This window comes from Pseudomonas sp. TE6283 (assembly GCF_054060555.1).
In genome coordinates, this window is record NZ_JBSSDH010000005.1 from 14678 (window position 1) to 30557 (window position 15880).

The 15880-nt window shown below is 66.2% G+C and carries 17 protein-coding genes; 8 read left to right on the forward strand and 9 right to left on the reverse strand.

Annotated features, from left to right (window positions below):
- Positions 1 to 60 precede the first annotated feature (60 nt).
- The 3 genes from ACVWZ5_RS08870 (at position 61) to ACVWZ5_RS08880 (ending at position 3740) form a co-directional block, all read left to right on the forward strand.
- A complete protein-coding gene (locus ACVWZ5_RS08870; RefSeq protein ID WP_062573117.1) occupies positions 61 to 738 on the forward strand; it encodes a response regulator in 678 nt (225 codons plus the stop codon).
- Entirely contained in the window at positions 735 to 2075 is a 1341-nt protein-coding gene (locus ACVWZ5_RS08875) for an ATP-binding protein (RefSeq protein ID WP_028690932.1), read from the forward strand. Before ACVWZ5_RS08870 ends, ACVWZ5_RS08875 begins: the two co-directional genes overlap by 4 nt.
- A 342-nt stretch (positions 2076 to 2417) precedes the next feature.
- Positions 2418 to 3740 (forward strand): dicarboxylate/amino acid:cation symporter, encoded by a 1323-nt coding sequence (locus ACVWZ5_RS08880; protein ID WP_028690931.1) that lies wholly within the window; start codon positions 2418 to 2420, stop codon positions 3738 to 3740.
- 101 nt (positions 3741 to 3841) lie between these two features.
- On the opposite strand, the gene ACVWZ5_RS08885 is transcribed toward ACVWZ5_RS08880, so the two are convergent.
- A complete protein-coding gene (locus ACVWZ5_RS08885) occupies positions 3842 to 4336 on the reverse strand; it encodes a SprT family zinc-dependent metalloprotease (RefSeq protein WP_198745023.1) in 495 nt (164 codons plus the stop codon).
- Between the two features lie 140 nt (positions 4337 to 4476).
- Positions 4477 to 5076, reverse strand: a complete 600-nt coding sequence (locus ACVWZ5_RS08890) for a Yip1 family protein (protein WP_028690929.1) — start codon at positions 5074 to 5076, stop codon at positions 4477 to 4479.
- Positions 5077 to 5339: 263 nt separating this feature from the next.
- Between ACVWZ5_RS08890 and ttcA the strand changes: the two genes are divergently transcribed.
- Both ttcA and ACVWZ5_RS08900 read left to right on the forward strand, forming a co-directional pair.
- Positions 5340 to 6164: a tRNA 2-thiocytidine(32) synthetase TtcA gene (ttcA, locus tag ACVWZ5_RS08895; protein ID WP_011532643.1), complete on the forward strand. Its 825-nt coding sequence runs from the start codon at positions 5340 to 5342 to the stop codon at positions 6162 to 6164.
- Positions 6165 to 6168: 4 nt separating this feature from the next.
- On the forward strand, positions 6169 to 6840 hold the full coding sequence (locus ACVWZ5_RS08900) for a DNA-3-methyladenine glycosylase I (RefSeq protein WP_084941721.1): 672 nt from the start codon (positions 6169 to 6171) through the stop codon (positions 6838 to 6840).
- Positions 6841 to 6867: 27 nt separating this feature from the next.
- Here the strand turns inward: ACVWZ5_RS08900 and ACVWZ5_RS08905 are convergent, their stop codons facing one another.
- From ACVWZ5_RS08905 to arsC, 3 genes are read right to left on the reverse strand one after another with little or no spacing between them, the layout of a single operon-like run.
- Positions 6868 to 7281, reverse strand: a complete 414-nt coding sequence (locus tag ACVWZ5_RS08905) for a DUF2069 domain-containing protein (RefSeq protein WP_084941801.1) — start codon at positions 7279 to 7281, stop codon at positions 6868 to 6870.
- On the reverse strand, positions 7274 to 7879 hold the full coding sequence (wrbA, locus tag ACVWZ5_RS08910; RefSeq protein WP_084941722.1) for an NAD(P)H:quinone oxidoreductase: 606 nt from the start codon (positions 7877 to 7879) through the stop codon (positions 7274 to 7276). Before wrbA ends, ACVWZ5_RS08905 begins: the two co-directional genes overlap by 8 nt.
- Positions 7876 to 8229 carry an arsenate reductase (glutaredoxin) gene (gene arsC / locus ACVWZ5_RS08915; protein ID WP_260270341.1) on the reverse strand — a complete coding sequence of 118 codons (354 nt, stop codon included), beginning with the start codon at positions 8227 to 8229 and terminating at the stop codon, positions 7876 to 7878. The genes wrbA and arsC overlap by 4 nt, the downstream gene beginning before the upstream one ends.
- Before the next feature lie 86 nt (positions 8230 to 8315).
- On the opposite strand from arsC, the gene ACVWZ5_RS08920 reads away from it, so the two are divergent.
- Positions 8316 to 8783 carry a TlpA disulfide reductase family protein gene (locus ACVWZ5_RS08920; protein WP_028690924.1) on the forward strand — a complete coding sequence of 156 codons (468 nt, stop codon included), beginning with the start codon at positions 8316 to 8318 and terminating at the stop codon, positions 8781 to 8783.
- 34 nt (positions 8784 to 8817) lie between these two features.
- On the opposite strand, the gene ACVWZ5_RS08925 is transcribed toward ACVWZ5_RS08920, so the two are convergent.
- From ACVWZ5_RS08925 to ACVWZ5_RS08940, 4 genes are all read right to left on the reverse strand, one after another.
- Positions 8818 to 9222, reverse strand: coding sequence for an META domain-containing protein (locus ACVWZ5_RS08925; protein WP_084941724.1), 405 nt, complete (start codon positions 9220 to 9222; stop codon positions 8818 to 8820).
- The gene (locus ACVWZ5_RS08930) at positions 9223 to 9657 is read right to left on the reverse strand and encodes a hypothetical protein (RefSeq protein WP_028690922.1); all 435 of its coding nucleotides are present in this window, start codon (positions 9655 to 9657) and stop codon (positions 9223 to 9225) included.
- A 31-nt stretch (positions 9658 to 9688) separates the two neighbouring features.
- Entirely contained in the window at positions 9689 to 10678 is a 990-nt protein-coding gene (locus tag ACVWZ5_RS08935) for a 2-hydroxyacid dehydrogenase (protein WP_186599705.1), read from the reverse strand.
- Between the two features lie 68 nt (positions 10679 to 10746).
- Positions 10747 to 13503 carry a response regulator gene (locus tag ACVWZ5_RS08940; protein ID WP_062573124.1) on the reverse strand — a complete coding sequence of 919 codons (2757 nt, stop codon included), beginning with the start codon at positions 13501 to 13503 and terminating at the stop codon, positions 10747 to 10749.
- 219 nt (positions 13504 to 13722) lie between these two features.
- On the opposite strand from ACVWZ5_RS08940, the gene ACVWZ5_RS08945 reads away from it, so the two are divergent.
- Positions 13723 to 14439: a response regulator transcription factor gene (locus tag ACVWZ5_RS08945; RefSeq protein ID WP_062573125.1), complete on the forward strand. Its 717-nt coding sequence runs from the start codon at positions 13723 to 13725 to the stop codon at positions 14437 to 14439.
- Positions 14440 to 14442: 3 nt separating this feature from the next.
- Positions 14443 to 15837 (forward strand): histidine kinase sensor domain-containing protein, encoded by a 1395-nt coding sequence (locus ACVWZ5_RS08950; protein WP_186599707.1) that lies wholly within the window; start codon positions 14443 to 14445, stop codon positions 15835 to 15837.
- The last annotated feature ends 43 nt before the right edge of the window (positions 15838 to 15880 follow it).

The window sequence follows — 15880 nt, forward strand, 5'->3', positions numbered from 1 at the left end:
TTTTCGCGGGCAAACCCGCGAAAAGGCCTGCACAGGGCATTCCCATAGAAGGAGATCCGCATGAAATTGCTGGTGGTCGAGGACGAGGCGCTGCTGCGTCATCACCTGTTCACCCGCCTCGGCGAAGGCGGCCATGTGGTGCAGGCGGTGGCCAACGCGGAAGAAGCCTTGTACCAGGCCGAGCAGTACAACCACGACCTGGCGGTGATCGACCTGGGCCTGCCGGGCATGAGCGGGCTGGACCTGATCCGCCAGCTGCGCAGCCTCGGCCAGACCTTCCCGATCCTCATCCTCACCGCCCGCGGCAACTGGCAGGACAAGGTCGAGGGCCTGGCCGCCGGCGCCGACGACTATGTGGTCAAGCCGTTCCAGTTCGAAGAGCTGGAAGCGCGCCTGAACGCCTTGCTGCGCCGCTCCAGCGGCTTCACCCAGTCGACCATCGCCGCAGGGCCCCTGGTGCTCGATCTCAACCGCAAGCAGGCGACCCTGGACGAGCAGCCCTTGGCGCTGACCGCCTACGAATACCGCATCCTCGAGTACCTCATGCGCCATCACCAGCAGGTGGTGGCCAAGGACCGGCTGATGGAGCAGCTGTACCCGGGCGACGAGGAGCGCGACCCGAACGTCATCGAGGTGCTGGTCGGCCGCCTGCGCCGCAAACTCGAGGGCGACAATGGCTTCAAGCCGATCGACACCGTGCGCGGCCTGGGCTACCTGTTCACTGAGCGCTGCCGATGATTCGTTCGCTGCGGGTGCGCCTGATGCTGGCGGCGGCGTTGCTGGCGCTGCTGTTCATGCTGGCGCTGCTGCCGGCCTTGCAGAAGGCCTTCAGCCTGGCGTTGCAGGAATCGATCGAGCAGCGGCTGGCCTCGGACGTGACCACCCTGATCTCGGCCGCGCGCATCGAGCGCGGCCAGTTGCAGATGCCGGCACTGCTGCCTGACGAGCGCTACAACCTGCCCTACACCGGCCTGCTCGGCTATATCTTCGACCGCCAGGGCACGCTGGTGTGGCAGTCGCGGGCCACCCGCAACCGCAATATCAACTACCACCCCCGCTATGACGGGCGCGGCAACGAGTTCGCCCGTATCCATCAGGACGACGGCGACGAATTCTTCGTCTATGACGTCGAGGTCAAGCTGCTCGGCGGCAAGAGCGCGGCGTTCAGCATCGTCGCCCTGCAGCCGGTACGCGAATACCAGGACACCCTCAATGGCCTGCGCGAGAAACTCTACCTGGGCTTCGGCGCGGCGCTGCTGGCGCTGATGGTGCTGCTCTGGGCTGGCCTGACCTGGGGCCTGCGTTCATTGCGCCGGCTCAGCTCCGAGCTGGACGACGTGGAGAGCGGAGCGCGGGATGGCCTCAGCCGCGAGCACCCACGCGAGCTGCTGCGCCTGACCGGTTCGCTCAACCGCCTGCTGCGCAGCGAGCGCGAGCAGCGCCAGCGCTACCGCGACTCGCTCGACGACCTGGCGCACAGCCTCAAGACCCCGCTGGCGGTGCTGCAGGGCGTTGGCGAGAGCATGGAACAGGGCGACCGCGAACAGGCGCGGGTGTTGCAAAGCCAGATCGAACGCATGAGCCAGCAGATCGACTACCAGTTGCAGCGCGCCAGCCTGCGCAAGAGCGGCCTGGTGAAGTACCAGGTCGAGCTCAAACCGTTGCTCGACAGCCTGTGCAGTACCTTGGCCAAGGTCTATCGCGACAAGCGCGTCGAGGTCAGCCTCGACATCCCGGCCCTGGCGCGGGTACCGATGGAGCAGGGCGCCTTGCTTGAGCTCTTGGGCAACCTGCTGGAAAACGCCTACCGGTTGTGCCTGGGGCAGGTGCGGGTGAGCCTGCGTCAGTCGCCGGGGCTGCTGGAGCTGTGCGTCGAGGACGACGGGCCGGGCGTGCCACCGGATCAGCGCGAGCGGATTCTCGAGCGCGGCGAGCGGCTGGACCGCCAGCACCCGGGGCAGGGGATCGGGCTGGCGGTGGTCAAGGACATCATCGACAGCTATGACGCCGAGCTGAGCCTGGGCGATTCGGCGTTGGGTGGGGCTGCGTTTCGTATCGCTTTCCGACTGGATTGAGCGCTTCTTTCATCGCCGGCAAGCCGGCCCTGCCGGGCCTGCTGTCACGGCTTCCTCAAAGGCGGATTCCCGCCAATCCACCCTGTACGATTTCCGCCATCGGGCGGAAATCCGCCATTTCCTACCGGCTTTTGCGCCCCGTCCTGGGGCATTCACACCCTGTAATCATTGGCTGTGCACCTCAAGCGGGCACTTTGGCATCGCCCTTGCTATTCAGCTGGCAGAGGCCTGCCCAGGCACTCGCCCACAACGACAAATCCCTCCGGGTACAGGAGGGTTCGCGATTCAGGTGCCCCGACATCCTGGGAAGGATGCGCCAGCCCACTTGAGGAAAAACTAGCCATGACGACTCGTCAGCCGCTGTACAAATCGCTGTATGTCCAGGTGATCGTCGCCATCACCATCGGTATTCTGCTCGGCCACTACTACCCGGAAACCGGTGTAGCCCTCAAACCCTTGGGTGACGGCTTCGTCAAGCTGATCAAGATGGTCATCGCCCCGATCATCTTCTGCACCGTGGTCAGTGGCATCGCCGGCATGCAGAGCATGAAGTCGGTCGGCAAGACCGGCGGTTACGCGCTGCTGTACTTCGAGATCGTCTCCACCATCGCCCTGATCATCGGCCTGGTCGTGGTCAACGTGGTCCAGCCGGGCGCCGGCATGCACGTCGACGTCAGCACCCTGAACGCCAGCAGCGTGGCCGCCTACGCCGCCGCCGGCGCGCAGCAGACCACCGTGGGCTTCCTGCTCAACGTCATCCCCAACACCGTGGTCGGCGCCTTCGCCAACGGCGACATCCTGCAAGTGCTGATGTTCTCGGTGCTGTTCGGCTTCGCCCTGCACCGCCTGGGCAGCTACGGCAAGCCTGTGCTCGACCTGATCGATCGCTTTGCCCATGTGATGTTCAACATCATCAACATGATCATGAAGCTGGCCCCGATCGGCGCCTTCGGTGCCATGGCCTTCACCATCGGCCAATACGGCGTGGGCTCGCTGGTACAGCTGGGCTACCTGATGGCCTGCTTCTACATCACCTGCGTGCTGTTCATCCTGGTGGTGCTGGGCGGTATCTGCCGCGCCCACGGTTTCAGCGTGATCAAGCTGATCCGCTACATCCGTGAAGAACTGCTGATCGTGCTGGGCACCTCGTCGTCCGAATCGGCCCTGCCGCGCATGCTGGCCAAGATGGAGCGCCTGGGCGCGAAGAAATCCGTGGTTGGCCTGGTGATCCCGACCGGCTATTCGTTCAACCTGGACGGCACCTCGATCTACCTGACCATGGCCGCGGTATTCATCGCCCAGGCCACCGACACCACCATGGACATCACTCACCAGATCACCCTGCTGCTGGTGCTGCTGGTGGCCTCCAAAGGTGCCGCGGGCGTCACCGGTTCCGGCTTCATCGTGCTGGCCGCGACCCTGTCGGCCGTCGGCCACCTGCCGGTGGCGGGCCTGGCGCTGATCCTGGGTATCGACCGCTTCATGTCCGAGGCCCGCGCCCTGACCAACCTGATCGGCAACGCCGTGGCCACCGTGGTCGTGGCCAAGTGGGTCAAGGAGCTGGACACCGACACCCTGCAGGCGGAACTGGCGTCCGGCGGCTCGCCCCTGGTCGACACCCGTCCGACCGACGACCTGGGCGTGGCCGAAGGCCCGGCGCGTTGATCGCGGTATGAAATGAAGAAGGCGACCCTCGGGTCGCCTTTTTTGTGTCACTTGCACAATGCCCGGGGGGACGCCTACCGCCCCTGTAGGGGTATGGGCATCTACTCGACCCGGGTCTCACCGCTGTACACCAGAATCTCCCGGCACCGCCGGCACAGGTACCGTCGCCCCTGGCGCACCAGCTTGTGCCGCTGGGCGGTGAACGGGAAGTCGCTCTCCGGGCACGGGCAGCGGTAGATGTAGCGTGTCGCCACCCGCCGCTGCACTTCATAGTTGTGGCAACGGTTCGGCGGCAGTTCGTACACCCCGCGCATGATCAGCTGCCACTCCTCGCCATGGGCCTGGATGCGGTCACCGAACAGCTGGTGGGCCACCAGATGGGCGACCTCGTGGGCCACGGTCTGGCGCAGGAAGTCTTCCTGGTTCTCGCGGTACAGCTGCAGGTTGAAGCGCAGCAGGTTCTCGTGCAAGTGGGCGACACCGGCTTTCTGGCCGCGCAGCTTGAAGCTGACCTGCGGGCGCGGAAAAGGGCGTTTGAAGAAGGTTTCGGCTTGCTGGTAACAGGTTTCGACGCGTTGTCTGAGCAGCTCGGGCATGGCGGGATGGTTCTCCTGACCGGGTATTATGCCGCAGGCTCAGGCTGGCTGCCGAGCCGCCGGTCAGGCACACGAAACGAAGCCGCCTTGCGGCGGCCTCGGGTGATGCCCCAGTGCTGGTTGGATCTGATAGGTATGCGTCAGTTGGTGTAGACGGGCCCCACGCCCAGTCCCCAGATGATCACGGTCGCGGCCATGATCGCCACCAGTACCACCAGGCCCACCGCCAGCACGGAGCTTGAGAACAGGAAGCCTTCATCCGACGGTATGTTCATGAACGTCGGCAAGCCGACATACAACAGGTACACGGTGTAGCAGATGGCCGCAGTGCCGATCAGCATGCCCAGCCACAGGTGCGGATACAGCGCCGCGAGGCCGCCGATGAACAGCGGGGTGGCGGTGTAGGTGGCGAAGGCGATGCACTGCGCCATGCTCGGGTTGGCGTCGTAGGTGCGCGCCATCCAGTGGATGAAGGCGCCCATCACCGCGACCCCGGCGAGCATCGCCAGGTACGACATGATGCTCATCCACAGCGCGCTTTCCATGGTCAGCATCACTGCCGGCCGCTCGCCGATCACCCAGCCGACCTGGGTGGTGCCGATGAACGCCGAGACGGCGGGGATCGCCGCCAGGATCAGCGTGTGCGTCAGGTACATGTGGCTGATGCTTTCTTCCTCGCCACGGATCTCCCGCCACTCCTGGTCAGGGTGGGTGAACAGCCCTACAACGTGATGAATCATACGGGTCACTCCTATCGTCGTTGCCAAACGCCCCCCGGATGGAGCGCCGATGGCCCGAGGCCAGGACACCAAGTGCTGCGCCAATGTGGCCTTATGTCGCAGTATAGGAAGCCGTTCCCCGCATAAAACCGGGTTTTTAGAGCAAATTGCGCTGTCAGGCGCGGTGCTGATTCCCTTGAAGTCTTTATCGGATTCACCTACTGCGCCGTGCGGTTTGTGCGTAAAATAGCCGGCTTTTGTCACACCTCGCGGATCCAAGCGCTATGGGCACCCTCTCGGTCAACCAGAACAAACTGCAAAAACGCCTGCGTCGTCTCGCCGGCGAAGCCATCACCGACTACAACATGATCGAGGATGGCGACAAGGTCATGGTCTGCCTGTCCGGCGGCAAGGACAGCTACACCATGCTCGACGTTCTGTTGCACCTGCAGAAGGTGGCACCGATCAAGTTCGACATCGTCGCGGTGAACATGGACCAGAAGCAGCCGGGCTTCCCCGAGCACGTGCTGCCGGCTTATCTGAAAGAGCTGGGCGTCGAGTACCACATCGTCGAGAAGGACACCTACTCGGTGGTCAAGGAGCTGGTACCCGAGGGCAAGACCACCTGCTCGCTGTGCTCGCGCCTGCGTCGCGGCACCCTGTACACCTTCGCCGACGAGATCGGCGCGACCAAGATGGCCCTGGGGCACCACCGCGACGACATCGTCGAGACCTTCTTCCTCAACATGTTCTTCAACGGCGCGCTCAAGGGCATGCCGCCGAAGCTGCGCGCCGACGACGGCCGCAACGTGGTGATCCGCCCGCTGGCCTACTGCAGCGAGAAGGACATCCAGGCCTATTCGGACATGAAGGAATTCCCGATCATCCCGTGCAACCTGTGCGGCTCGCAGGAAAACCTGCAGCGCCAGGTGGTCAAGGACATGCTGGTGGAGTGGGAGCGCAAGCACCCGGGCCGTACCGAGAGCATCTTCCGCGCCCTGCAGAACGTCGCGCCGTCGCAGCTGGCCGACCGCAACCTGTTCGACTTCACCAGCCTGAAGATCGACGAAAGCGCCACCCCGCGTTTCCTCGACGTGCTGAACATCTGACCGCATGCGCGACTATCAGTGGCTGCACGAGTACTGCCTGAACCGCTTCGGCTCGGCCCAGGCGCTGGAGGCCTTCCTGCCGCAGCCGCGCACGCCTGCGCAGCTGCGCGACATCCCTGACGACCGCTACCTGTCGACCCTTGCCTTGCGCGTGTTCCGCGCCGGGCTCAAGCACAGCCTGGTGGACGCCAAGTGGCCGGCGTTCGAGCAGGTGTTCTTCGGTTTCGATCCGGAAAAGGTGGTGCTGATGGGCGCCGAGCACCTGGAGCGGCTGATGCACGACGAGCGCATCATCCGCCACCTGGGCAAGCTCAAGAGCGTGCCGCGCAATGCCCAGATGGTGCTGGACGTGGCCAAGGAGAAGGGCAGTTTCGGCGCGTTCATCGCCGACTGGCCAGAGACCGATATCGTCGGGTTGTGGAAGTACCTGGCCAGGCATGGCAACCAGCTGGGCGGGCTGTCGGCGCCGCGGTTCCTGCGGATGGTCGGCAAGGATACCTTCATTCCCACCGATGACATGGCGGCGGCGCTGATCGCGCAGAAGATCATCGACAAGCCGCCGACTAGCCAGCGTGACCTGGCACTGGTGCAGCAGGCGTTCAACCAGTGGCATGCAGAGAGCGGCCGGCCGCTGTGCCAGTTGTCGGTGATGCTGGCGCATACCGTCAATCATTGAGATCGCGGGGCAAGCCCGCGATGGCGTTTAGCTTCCTTCACCCGCCAGGCGCCGCTCCTGCTGGAACTTCCAGCGCACAAACAGCAACCCGCTGACGAACAACCCCAGGCTCACCAGCACCTCGACCCAGCCGAACAGCGCCCGCGCCGGATCGAACGCCGCCAGCACGCCCTTGATGAAGTAGATGTTCACCACGAAGCAGGTCCAGGCATGTGCCCGGGCGCTGCCCATCAGCATGCCCGGCAGCAGCAGCAGCAGGGGGATCAGCTCGATGGCCATGATCACCTCGACCCGCGCCCCGTGCAGGTCGGCGAACCACAGGTTGTTCACCACCAGCAGGGCGATCAGGCCGAAGAAGCAGGCCAGGCTCAGGGCGCGGGTAAAGCGCACCCGCGGGGCCAGCCAGTCCAGTGGCGGCAGGATCTTGGGCTTTCTAGCCACGTTCGCCACCCAGGGCCTTGGCCGTCTTCGCCAGGCGCTGTCCGAGCGCGCGGCACAGGGTGATCTCGTGTTGGTCCAGCTCGCGTTTGCCGTCGGCGCCGGCATGGTGGCTGGCGCCGTACGGCGTGCCGCCGCCACGGGTCTCCAGCAGCGCCGATTCGCTGTAGGGCAGGCCGGTGACCAGCATGCCGTGGTGCATCAGCGGCAGCAGCATCGACAGCAGGGTGGTCTCCTGGCCGCCGTGCAGGCTGGCGGTGGAGGTAAACACCGCCGCCGGCTTGCCCACCAGCTCGCCGCCCAGCCACAGGCTGCTGGTGCCGTCGAGGAAGTACTTGAGCGGCGCGGCCATGTTGCCGAAGCGGGTCGGGCTGCCCATGGCCAGGCCCGCGCAATGGCGCAGGTCGTCGAGGGTGGCGTACAGCGCGCCGCTGGCCGGGATGTCCGGGGCCACGGCTTCGCACTCGGTGGAGATCGCCGGCACGGTGCGCAGGCGCGCTTCCAGGCCGGCCATCTCGACGCCGCGGGCAATATGCCGGGCCATCTCGCTGGTCGAGCCGTGGCGGCTGTAGTACAGCACCAGGATGTAGGGTTCGCTCACGGCAGGATCTCCAGGACCTTCTCCGGTGGGCGGCCGACCACGGCCTTGTCACCGGCCACCAGGATCGGCCGCTCGATCAGCTTGGGATGCTCGACCATCGCCTTGATCAGCTGGGCGTCGCTCAGGGCTGGGTTGGCCAGGTCCAGGGCCTTGTATTCGTCTTCGCCGGTGCGCAGCAGCTGGCGCGCGCCGATGCCCAGCTTGCCAAGCAGCTGTTCGAGGGTGGCGGCGTCCGGCGGGGTCTCGAGGTAGCGCACGACGGTCGGCGTCAGGCCGCGTGCCTCGAGCAGTTCCAGGGCGCCGCGGGATTTCGAGCAGCGCGGGTTATGATAGAGGGTCAGATCGGTCATGACGGGTCGCATCCAGCAGGGTGTGGCGGCTATTCTAACCGCAGCGACCGACTTCAATGCTTGAAAACTTCGAGAAGGATTGACCCATGGCAAGGCGTTTGGCAGCTGCACTGGCCATCACCGCGAGCCTGTTGCTCGGCGGCTGCGGTGCGGACTACGGCGTGGACCAGCACGGCAACACGGTAAAGGCCGAACAGATCGACGGGCACTGGCTGGTGCTCAACTATTGGGCCGAATGGTGTGGCCCGTGCCGCACGGAAATCCCTGAGCTCAATGCCGCTGCCAAGCAGTGGGAGGCCCAGGGCATTCGCGTGGTGGGGGTGAACTTCGATGGCCTGCAGGGACCAGACCTGAAAGCCGCCGCCGATACCTTGGGCATCGGTTTCACCGTGCTGGCCCAGGACCCGGCCGAGCGTTACGAGCTGCCGCGCAGCGAGGCGCTGCCGGTGACCTACATCATCGACGACAAGGGCAAGGTGCGTGAGCAGCTGATGGGCGAGCAGACGCTCGAAGGGCTGCAGGCGAAGATCAGGGCTTTGAAAGGCGGCGCCTGATCGATCTTGGGGCTGCTTCGCAGCCCCAGGTAGCTCAACCTTCCTCAGGCCAGAAGCGCAATGGCTTGCCCTCGGCCGGCCAGAAACGGATCTGCTCGATCGGCGACACATCCCAGCGCTGCACCGTTTCCAGCGCCTGCAGGAAGCGTTTTTCCTGGTCCATCAGCGCCGGCGCGCACAGCTTGCGGGTCTTGCCGACCTTGCCGAAGCTGATGCGTTCGCCCTCCAGTGTGTAGGGCGCGAACCAGTGGTTGCAGCCGCCGTTGCCGTAGGCGCGACCATCGCTGGCCAGGGTCAGCGTCAGGTGGCTGTAGTCGATCAGCGGGCGCTCACCGATCCACTCCAGCACGTAGCTCTGCTCCTGCTGCAGCTTCGAGGGTTGTGCGGCGCAGCCCATCAGGCCGCAGGCGATCAGCGCGCCGGTCAGCAGCTGTTTCACTCAACCACGCTCCCGGCACTGTGGGCACAGGTGCTTGTCGCCCTTGCTCGCCCAGCCCAGTTCCTGGATGCGCGCGCTGGCGGCCGGGGCCTGCCCCTTCTTGCCCAGCTTGGCGTCGTTGGCGAACTCGAAGTCCAGCACCGCGTCGCAGCTGTCGCACTTGACCTGCCAGTTGAGGATCTCAAGCTCGTTGAACGCCGGGCCCTGGGCCACGGCGACCCACTGGCCGTGCGGGTTGATCAGGTGGCGCACGGTCTCGACGGTCAGGCGCATGGACAGGTCCTTGCTGCCCTTGAGGGTGACCAGCAGGACGTCGCCCTTCTGGATCGAGCCGCCGTTGCCGGTGACCTGGTAGCGGCCCGGCACCAGTGCGCGGCACTCGATCAGGGTGTGTTGCGGGTTGAAAAGGGTGTAGCGGAAATCGTGTTCGACCATGGGGCCTCCAAAATTGCCGCGTATCCTAGCATCAACCGTTTACAAGATTGTGCGGATTGCCTGCCGCCCAGCGGTTGATGTTGTCCAGGGTGGTCGCGGCGATGGCGTCCAGGGCCTCGCGGGTAAGGAAGGCCTGGTGGGCGGTGACGATCACGTTGGGGAAGGTCAGCAGGCGTGCCAGCACGTCGTCCTGCAGCGGCAGGTCGGAGCGGTCCTCGAAGAACAGTTGCGCCTCCTCTTCATACACATCCAGCCCCAGGTAGCCGAGCTGGCCGCTCTTGAGCGCGTCGATCAGCGCCGGGGTATCGACCAGCGCGCCGCGGCCGGTGTTGATCAGCATGGCGCCGGGCTGCAGTTGGGCCAGGCTCTGGGCGTTGATCAGGTGGCGGGTGTGCTCGGTCAGCGGGCAGTGCAGGCTGATGATGCGTGCCTGGCGCAGCAACTCGGGCAGCTCAAGGTAGCGCGCGCCGAGGGCGACCAGCTCGGGGTTGGGGCAAGGGTCGTAGGCCAGCAACTGGCAGCCGAAGCCGGCCATGATGCGGGCGAAGGCGGCGCCGATCTGGCCGGTGCCGACCACGCCGACGGTCTTGCCGTGCAGGTCGAAGCCGGTCAATCCGTGGAGGGTGAAATCGCCTTCGCGAGTGCGGTTGTAGGCCCGGTGCAAACGGCGGTTGAGGGCCAGGATCAGGGCCACGGCGTGCTCGGCGACGGCGTGGGGCGAATAGGCCGGGACGCGGACCACGGTCAGGCCAAGGCGCTGTGACGCAGCCAGGTCGACATGGTTGTAGCCGGCCGAGCGCAGGGCGATCAGGCGCGTGCCGCCGGCGGCCAGGCGTTCCAGCACCGGGGCGTCGAGCTCGTCGTTGATGAAGGCGCAGACCACCTCGAAACCCTGGGCCAGCGGCGCGGTGTCGAGGGTCAGGCGGGCGGGCTGGTAGTGCAGCTCCAGGGGGGCCGCGCTGGCGGCCCGGGTGAAGCTTTCCTGATCGTAGTGCTGGCTGCTGAACAACAGAGCGCGCATGGTCGGGGTCCTGTCTGAAATGCCACCAGTCTAGCCAAAGGGTTGGCTTGGGCGTTGACCTGTGTCGGCTACGCGCTCTGGCGCGCCTGCTCGGCCAGTCGGTTGATGGCCTGGTCCAGTTCGTCCAGGGCCTGCAATGCCTGGGGGCTGTCCTGCTTGAGCAAGGTTTCGCTGCGCTGGCAGGCCGCACGCAACTGCGGCACGCCGCAATAGCGCGAGGCGCCGTTGAGCCGGTGCACGCGCTCGATCATCGCCGTGCGGTCGGCGGCACTGCGGGCGGCCCGAATGGCTTCGCGGTCGGATTCCAGCGAGGCCAGCAGCATGGCCAGCATATCCGCCGCCAGGTCCGGCTTGCCGGCCGCCAGGCGCAGGCCTTCCTCCGGGTCGAGCACCTTCAGCTCGCTGCTGTCGGGCAGGCGTTCGCTGGCGCGTTCCGGTGGCGGTGAGCCCAGGCTCAGGCCGGTCCACTTCATCACCACCTGGGCCAGCTGGCGCTCGCTGATCGGCTTGGTCAGGTAGTCGTCCATGCCGCTGTGCAGCAGGGCGCGTTTTTCGTTGGCCATGGCGTGGGCGGTGAGGGCCACGATCGGCAGGGGCGGGCCGCTCTGGCTGCTTTCCCACTGGCGGATCTGCTCGGTGCAGGCGCGGCCATCCATGCCGGGCATCTGTACATCCATCAGTACCAGGTCGAAGGGTTCGTCCTGCACGGCCTGTACCGCGCCGTAGCCGTTGTCCACCGCCAGCACTTCGGCGCCCATGCCTTCGAGCAGGGTCTGCACCAGCAGCAGGTTGGCCGGGTTGTCGTCGACGCAGAGGATCTTCGGCATGCGCTGGCCACTGTGGTTGCGCTGTTCGCACACCGGGCGGCGCGGCTGCACCAGTTCCAGCAGCAGGCGGCGCAGCTTGCGGGTGCAGGTTGGCTTGGCGAGCAGCTGGCCATGGGCGTTGGGCAGGTAAGGGTGGTAGAGCGGCTGCTCGGTGGTCGGGCAGAGCACCACGCACTGGCAGCCGAGTCGTTCGAGCTGCTGGTGGTACTGGCCCAGCTGTTCCGGCGCCAGGCTGCCCAGGTTGACCCCGAGCACGGCGAACTCGAACGGCTGCCCGGCCTGGCTGGCGGCCTGCACGCCTTGCAGCAGCTGGTCGCAGGAGGCGAACACGCTTACCGCCAGGCCGCAGTCCTCCAACTGGTGCTCCAGCGCCTGGCGCGCCAGGTCGTGGCCGTCGACGATGGCCACGCGGCGGCCGGCCAGGGCCTGGGCGGGTTGCTCCTCGGCGTCGTCGTGGGCCTTGGGCAGGTTGAGGCTGATCCAGAACTGCGAACCCTCGCCGGGCGTGCTGTCGACACCGATCTCGCCACCCATCTGCTCGATCAGGCGCTTGGAGATCACCAGCCCCAGGCCGGTACCGCCGGGCTGGCGCGACAGCGAGTTGTCGGCCTGGCTGAAGGCCTGGAACAGGGTGCGCACATCCTGGGGCGAGAGGCCGATGCCGGTGTCCTGAACGCTGATGCGCAGTTGCACGCTGTCCTCCTGCTCGTCCTCGAGCATGGCGCGCACGACGATGGTGCCTTCGCGGGTGAACTTGATGGCGTTGCTCACCAGGTTGGTGAGGATCTGCTTGAGCCGCAGCGGGTCGCCCACCAGCGACAACGGCGTGTCGCGGTAGACCAGGCTGAGCAGCTCAAGCTGCTTGGCGTGGGCGGCCGGGGCAAGGATGGTCAGGGTGTCCTGGATCAGGTCGCGCAGGTTCAGCGGGATGCTGTCGAGCACCAGCTTGCCGGCCTCGATCTTGGAGAAGTCGAGGATCTCGTTGATGATCCCCAGCAGGTTGTCGGCGGACTTCTCGATGGTGCCGAGGTAGTCGAGCTGGCGCGGGGTCAGCTCGCTCTTCTGCAACAGGTGGGTGAAGCCGAGGATGCCGTTGAGCGGAGTACGGATTTCATGGCTCATGTTGGCGAGGAACTCGGACTTGATCCGGCTGGCCTCCAGGGCCTCCTTGCGCGCCATGTCCAGCTCGATGTTCTGGATCTCGATGGTCTCCAGGTTCTGGCGCACGTCCTCGGTGGCCTGGTCGATGCTGTGCTGCAGTTCTTCGTGGGCGCTGTGCAGGGTCTCGGCCATGCGGTTGATACCGGCGGCCAACTCGTCGAGTTCATGGCTGCCCATGGCCGGCAGGCGTTCGTCCAGGTGCCCGTCCTTGAGCTGGTTGACCGCGTGCTTGATGCGGTTGATCGGGTTGTTGATGGTGCGGCTCATGCGCAGGGCCAGCAGCGCGGTCAGGCTCAGGCAGGCGAGGATCAGCAGCAGGCTGGTGAACAGGTTGCGGTAGCCGCGCAGCAAGGTGCCGTCGTGGGACAGTTCGATCTCCACCCAGCCGAGCAGGCGTTCGGCCTCGGCGGGAACGGCGTCGGTGGCCAGGTCGCGGTGATGGCCGAACACCGGCATCAGGTAGCGGGTGGCGTCGTTGCCGGTGCGTTGCAGCAGTTGCGTGCCGGTGCCGCCGCTGGGCGGCTGGTTGAGCATGCTCGGACCTGCGTGGGCCAGGCGCGTGCGGTCGGCGGCGAGGAACGCCACGGCGCGCACATCGGCCTGCTCCAACGCCTGGGTGGCGATGCGCTCCAGTTGCGCCGGGGCCTGGCGGGCGAGGGCCGGTGCCGCCAGGGGTGCCAGTTGCTCGGCGATCATCTTGCCGCGCTGCAGCAGTTGCGTACGCAGGTCGCTCTGTTGCAGCCAGGTGAAGTAACTGCCCAGCACCAGGGCCATCAGGCTGGCGGGCAGCAAGGCCAGCAGCAGGACACGGCTGCGGATTCCCAAACGGTCGAGCACACCTGTCTCCTGTCATGTGCTGTTAAAGGCGCAGTTCGCGCATCACCGGGAACGTTACTCTGCGCTGAGGGGGAATGCACAGGATTTGTAGTGGTTTTCGCTTTTCTCGGCTGGCAGTGGCGGTGCGACCGCTCTGACCTCGCGCCAGTCGGGCGACGGTTGCCTTGTTCGGACCGCTTGTCCAATAATCGCGCAATTGAGAATTGATGGCAGTTGCCAATGCATCCTGAAGCTATTCGCGCGACCAACATCCTCGCCATCGAGGACGACCCCGTGCTGGGCGCCTACCTGCACGACGAGCTGCAGCGCGGCGGCTTCCAGGTGACCTGGTGCCGCGATGCCCTCGAAGGCCTGGAGGCGGCGGGCCGGCAGGTATTCGACCTGGTGCTGATGGACATCCTGCTGCCCGGCCTCAACGGCCTGGACGCCCTGGTCAGCCTGCGTCGGCGCAGCGCCACGCCGGTGATCCTGATGTCGGCGCTGGGCGCCGAGGCCGACCGCATCAGCGGCTTCGAGCGCGGCGCGGACGACTACCTGCCCAAGCCGTTCAGCTTTGCCGAGCTGCGCGTGCGCATCGAGGCGATCCTGCGTCGGGTGGCCTTCGAGCGACGCGCTCGGGCGCCGCGGGAGGCGGACGCCGGGCAGCTGCATTTCGACGAGCAGACCACCGATGTCAGCCTCGCCGGAGCCTGTGCCGGCCTGACTCCCAGCGAATACCGCCTGCTCGACACCCTGCACCGCAGCCAGGATGAGGTGCTGAGCAAGCCCTTCCTCTACCAGCACGTCCTGCAGCGCGGCTACTCGCGGCATGACCGCAGCCTGGACATGCATGTCAGCCAGATCCGCCGCAAGCTCAAGGCCATCGGCTACCACGAGCGCCAGGTGCGTACCGTGTGGGGCAAGGGCTATGTGTTCGGCGCGGGCGAGGCTGACTGAACCGTGCTCGACCGTCACTCGTTGTTCTGGAAACTGACCGTCCTGCTGGTGGGCTTCTGCCTGTTGATGATCGGCCTGAGCTACAGCTGGGGCCGGCATATGGAAACCCAGGATGCCTTCCTGTCCGAGCCGGCGCGGCAGGTCCTGCGCGGTTACGCGGCCGAGGCCGAGCAAGCCTGGCGCAGCGGCGACCGCGAGGGCGTGGATGCCTGGCTGGCCACGATGCGCGAGCGCGAACAGGGCTGGATGGGCGTGCTCGATGGCGATCTGCAGCCGCTGGGCAGCGCCGACCTGAGCGCAGGCCAGGCCCAGCGCCTGACCCGCCTGCGTGGCGTCGACTGGCCCATGAGCCGGCGCACCATCGGCCAGCCCTGGTTGCGCCTGCCGTTCCCCGGCGCGCCGGAGCAGGGCATGTTGGTGATCGAGCTGCCGGAGCGCTTCAACCCCGGCCAATACCGCTTGTTCTGGCGCATCGTCACCAACGGCATCATCCCCGGGCTGTTCACCTTGCTGCTGTGCGTCGGCCTGTACCGCATGCTGATCGTGCCGCTCAACCAACTGCGTGAGCAGGCCAATGCCTGGCGTGCCGACCAGTTGGCGGCGCGCCTGGACTCGCGCACCACTCGGCGCAAGGACGAACTGGGCGAACTGGCCCGCGCCTTCGACCAGATGGCCGAACGCCTGCAGGGTACCGTGGCCCTGCAGCAGCAGTTGCTGCGCGACCTGTCCCACGAGCTGCGCACGCCGCTCAGCCGCCTGCGCGTGGCCTGTGATGGCGAGACCGACCTGCAGCGCCTGCGCGAACGCCTGCACCGCGAGGTGGATGGCATGCAGCAACTGGTCGAGGACACCTTGCAACTGGCCTGGCAGGACGCCGAGCGCGCGCCGGTAAACCTCGAGCCGATCCAGGTGGCGGCGCTGTGGGATCTGCTCAGCGAGAACGCCTGCTACGAAAGCGGCTGGGCGCCGCGACGGCTGCGCTGCGAGCTGCCGGCCGACTGCTGGGTGCAGGGCAGCCTCAATGACCTGGCCCAGGCGCTGGAGAACATGTTGCGCAATGCCATCCGTCATTCACCCGAGGCGGGTGTGGTGCGCCTGAGCGGTTGGCGGGAGGGCGGGTATTGGCGTATCGACCTGGAGGACGAGGGCGGTGGCGTGGCCGAGGAAGACCTGGAGCGGATCTTCGCGCCGTTTTCCCGGCTGGAGGGTTCGCGGCCTGGGGATGGTGGTTTTGGCCTGGGCTTGAGCATCGCCCGCAATGCGATCCGCCGCCAGGGTGGGCGCGTGTGGGCGGTCAATGGCGAGCGCGGCCTGCGCTTGTGCCTGCGCCTGGCAGCAGCAGAGTCGAGCCCATCGCGGGACAAGCCCGCTCCAGGCACTTATAGCCACCCGTTATAACATCCAGCAATTGCGTGATATGGCCGCGCTGGGTTTGCCGGTA

Excerpts from the sequence above, each read along its gene's own strand:
- ACVWZ5_RS08870 (WP_062573117.1), top strand. The coding sequence starts at position 61 with ATGAAATTGCTGGTGGTCGAGGACGAGGCGCTGCTGCGTCATCACCTG.
- ACVWZ5_RS08875 (WP_028690932.1), top strand. The coding sequence starts at position 735 with ATGATTCGTTCGCTGCGGGTGCGCCTGATGCTGGCGGCGGCGTTGCTG.
- ACVWZ5_RS08880 (WP_028690931.1), top strand. The coding sequence starts at position 2,418 with ATGACGACTCGTCAGCCGCTGTACAAATCGCTGTATGTCCAGGTGATC.
- ACVWZ5_RS08885 (WP_198745023.1), bottom strand. The coding sequence starts at position 4,336 with ATGCCCGAGCTGCTCAGACAACGCGTCGAAACCTGTTACCAGCAAGCC.
- ACVWZ5_RS08890 (WP_028690929.1), bottom strand. The coding sequence starts at position 5,076 with ATGATTCATCACGTTGTAGGGCTGTTCACCCACCCTGACCAGGAGTGG.
- ttcA (WP_011532643.1), top strand. The coding sequence starts at position 5,340 with ATGGGCACCCTCTCGGTCAACCAGAACAAACTGCAAAAACGCCTGCGT.
- ACVWZ5_RS08900 (WP_084941721.1), top strand. The coding sequence starts at position 6,169 with ATGCGCGACTATCAGTGGCTGCACGAGTACTGCCTGAACCGCTTCGGC.
- arsC (WP_260270341.1), bottom strand. The coding sequence starts at position 8,229 with ATGACCGATCTGACCCTCTATCATAACCCGCGCTGCTCGAAATCCCGC.
- ACVWZ5_RS08920 (WP_028690924.1), top strand. The coding sequence starts at position 8,316 with ATGGCAAGGCGTTTGGCAGCTGCACTGGCCATCACCGCGAGCCTGTTG.
- ACVWZ5_RS08930 (WP_028690922.1), bottom strand. The coding sequence starts at position 9,657 with ATGGTCGAACACGATTTCCGCTACACCCTTTTCAACCCGCAACACACC.
- ACVWZ5_RS08935 (WP_186599705.1), bottom strand. The coding sequence starts at position 10,678 with ATGCGCGCTCTGTTGTTCAGCAGCCAGCACTACGATCAGGAAAGCTTC.
- ACVWZ5_RS08945 (WP_062573125.1), top strand. The coding sequence starts at position 13,723 with ATGCATCCTGAAGCTATTCGCGCGACCAACATCCTCGCCATCGAGGAC.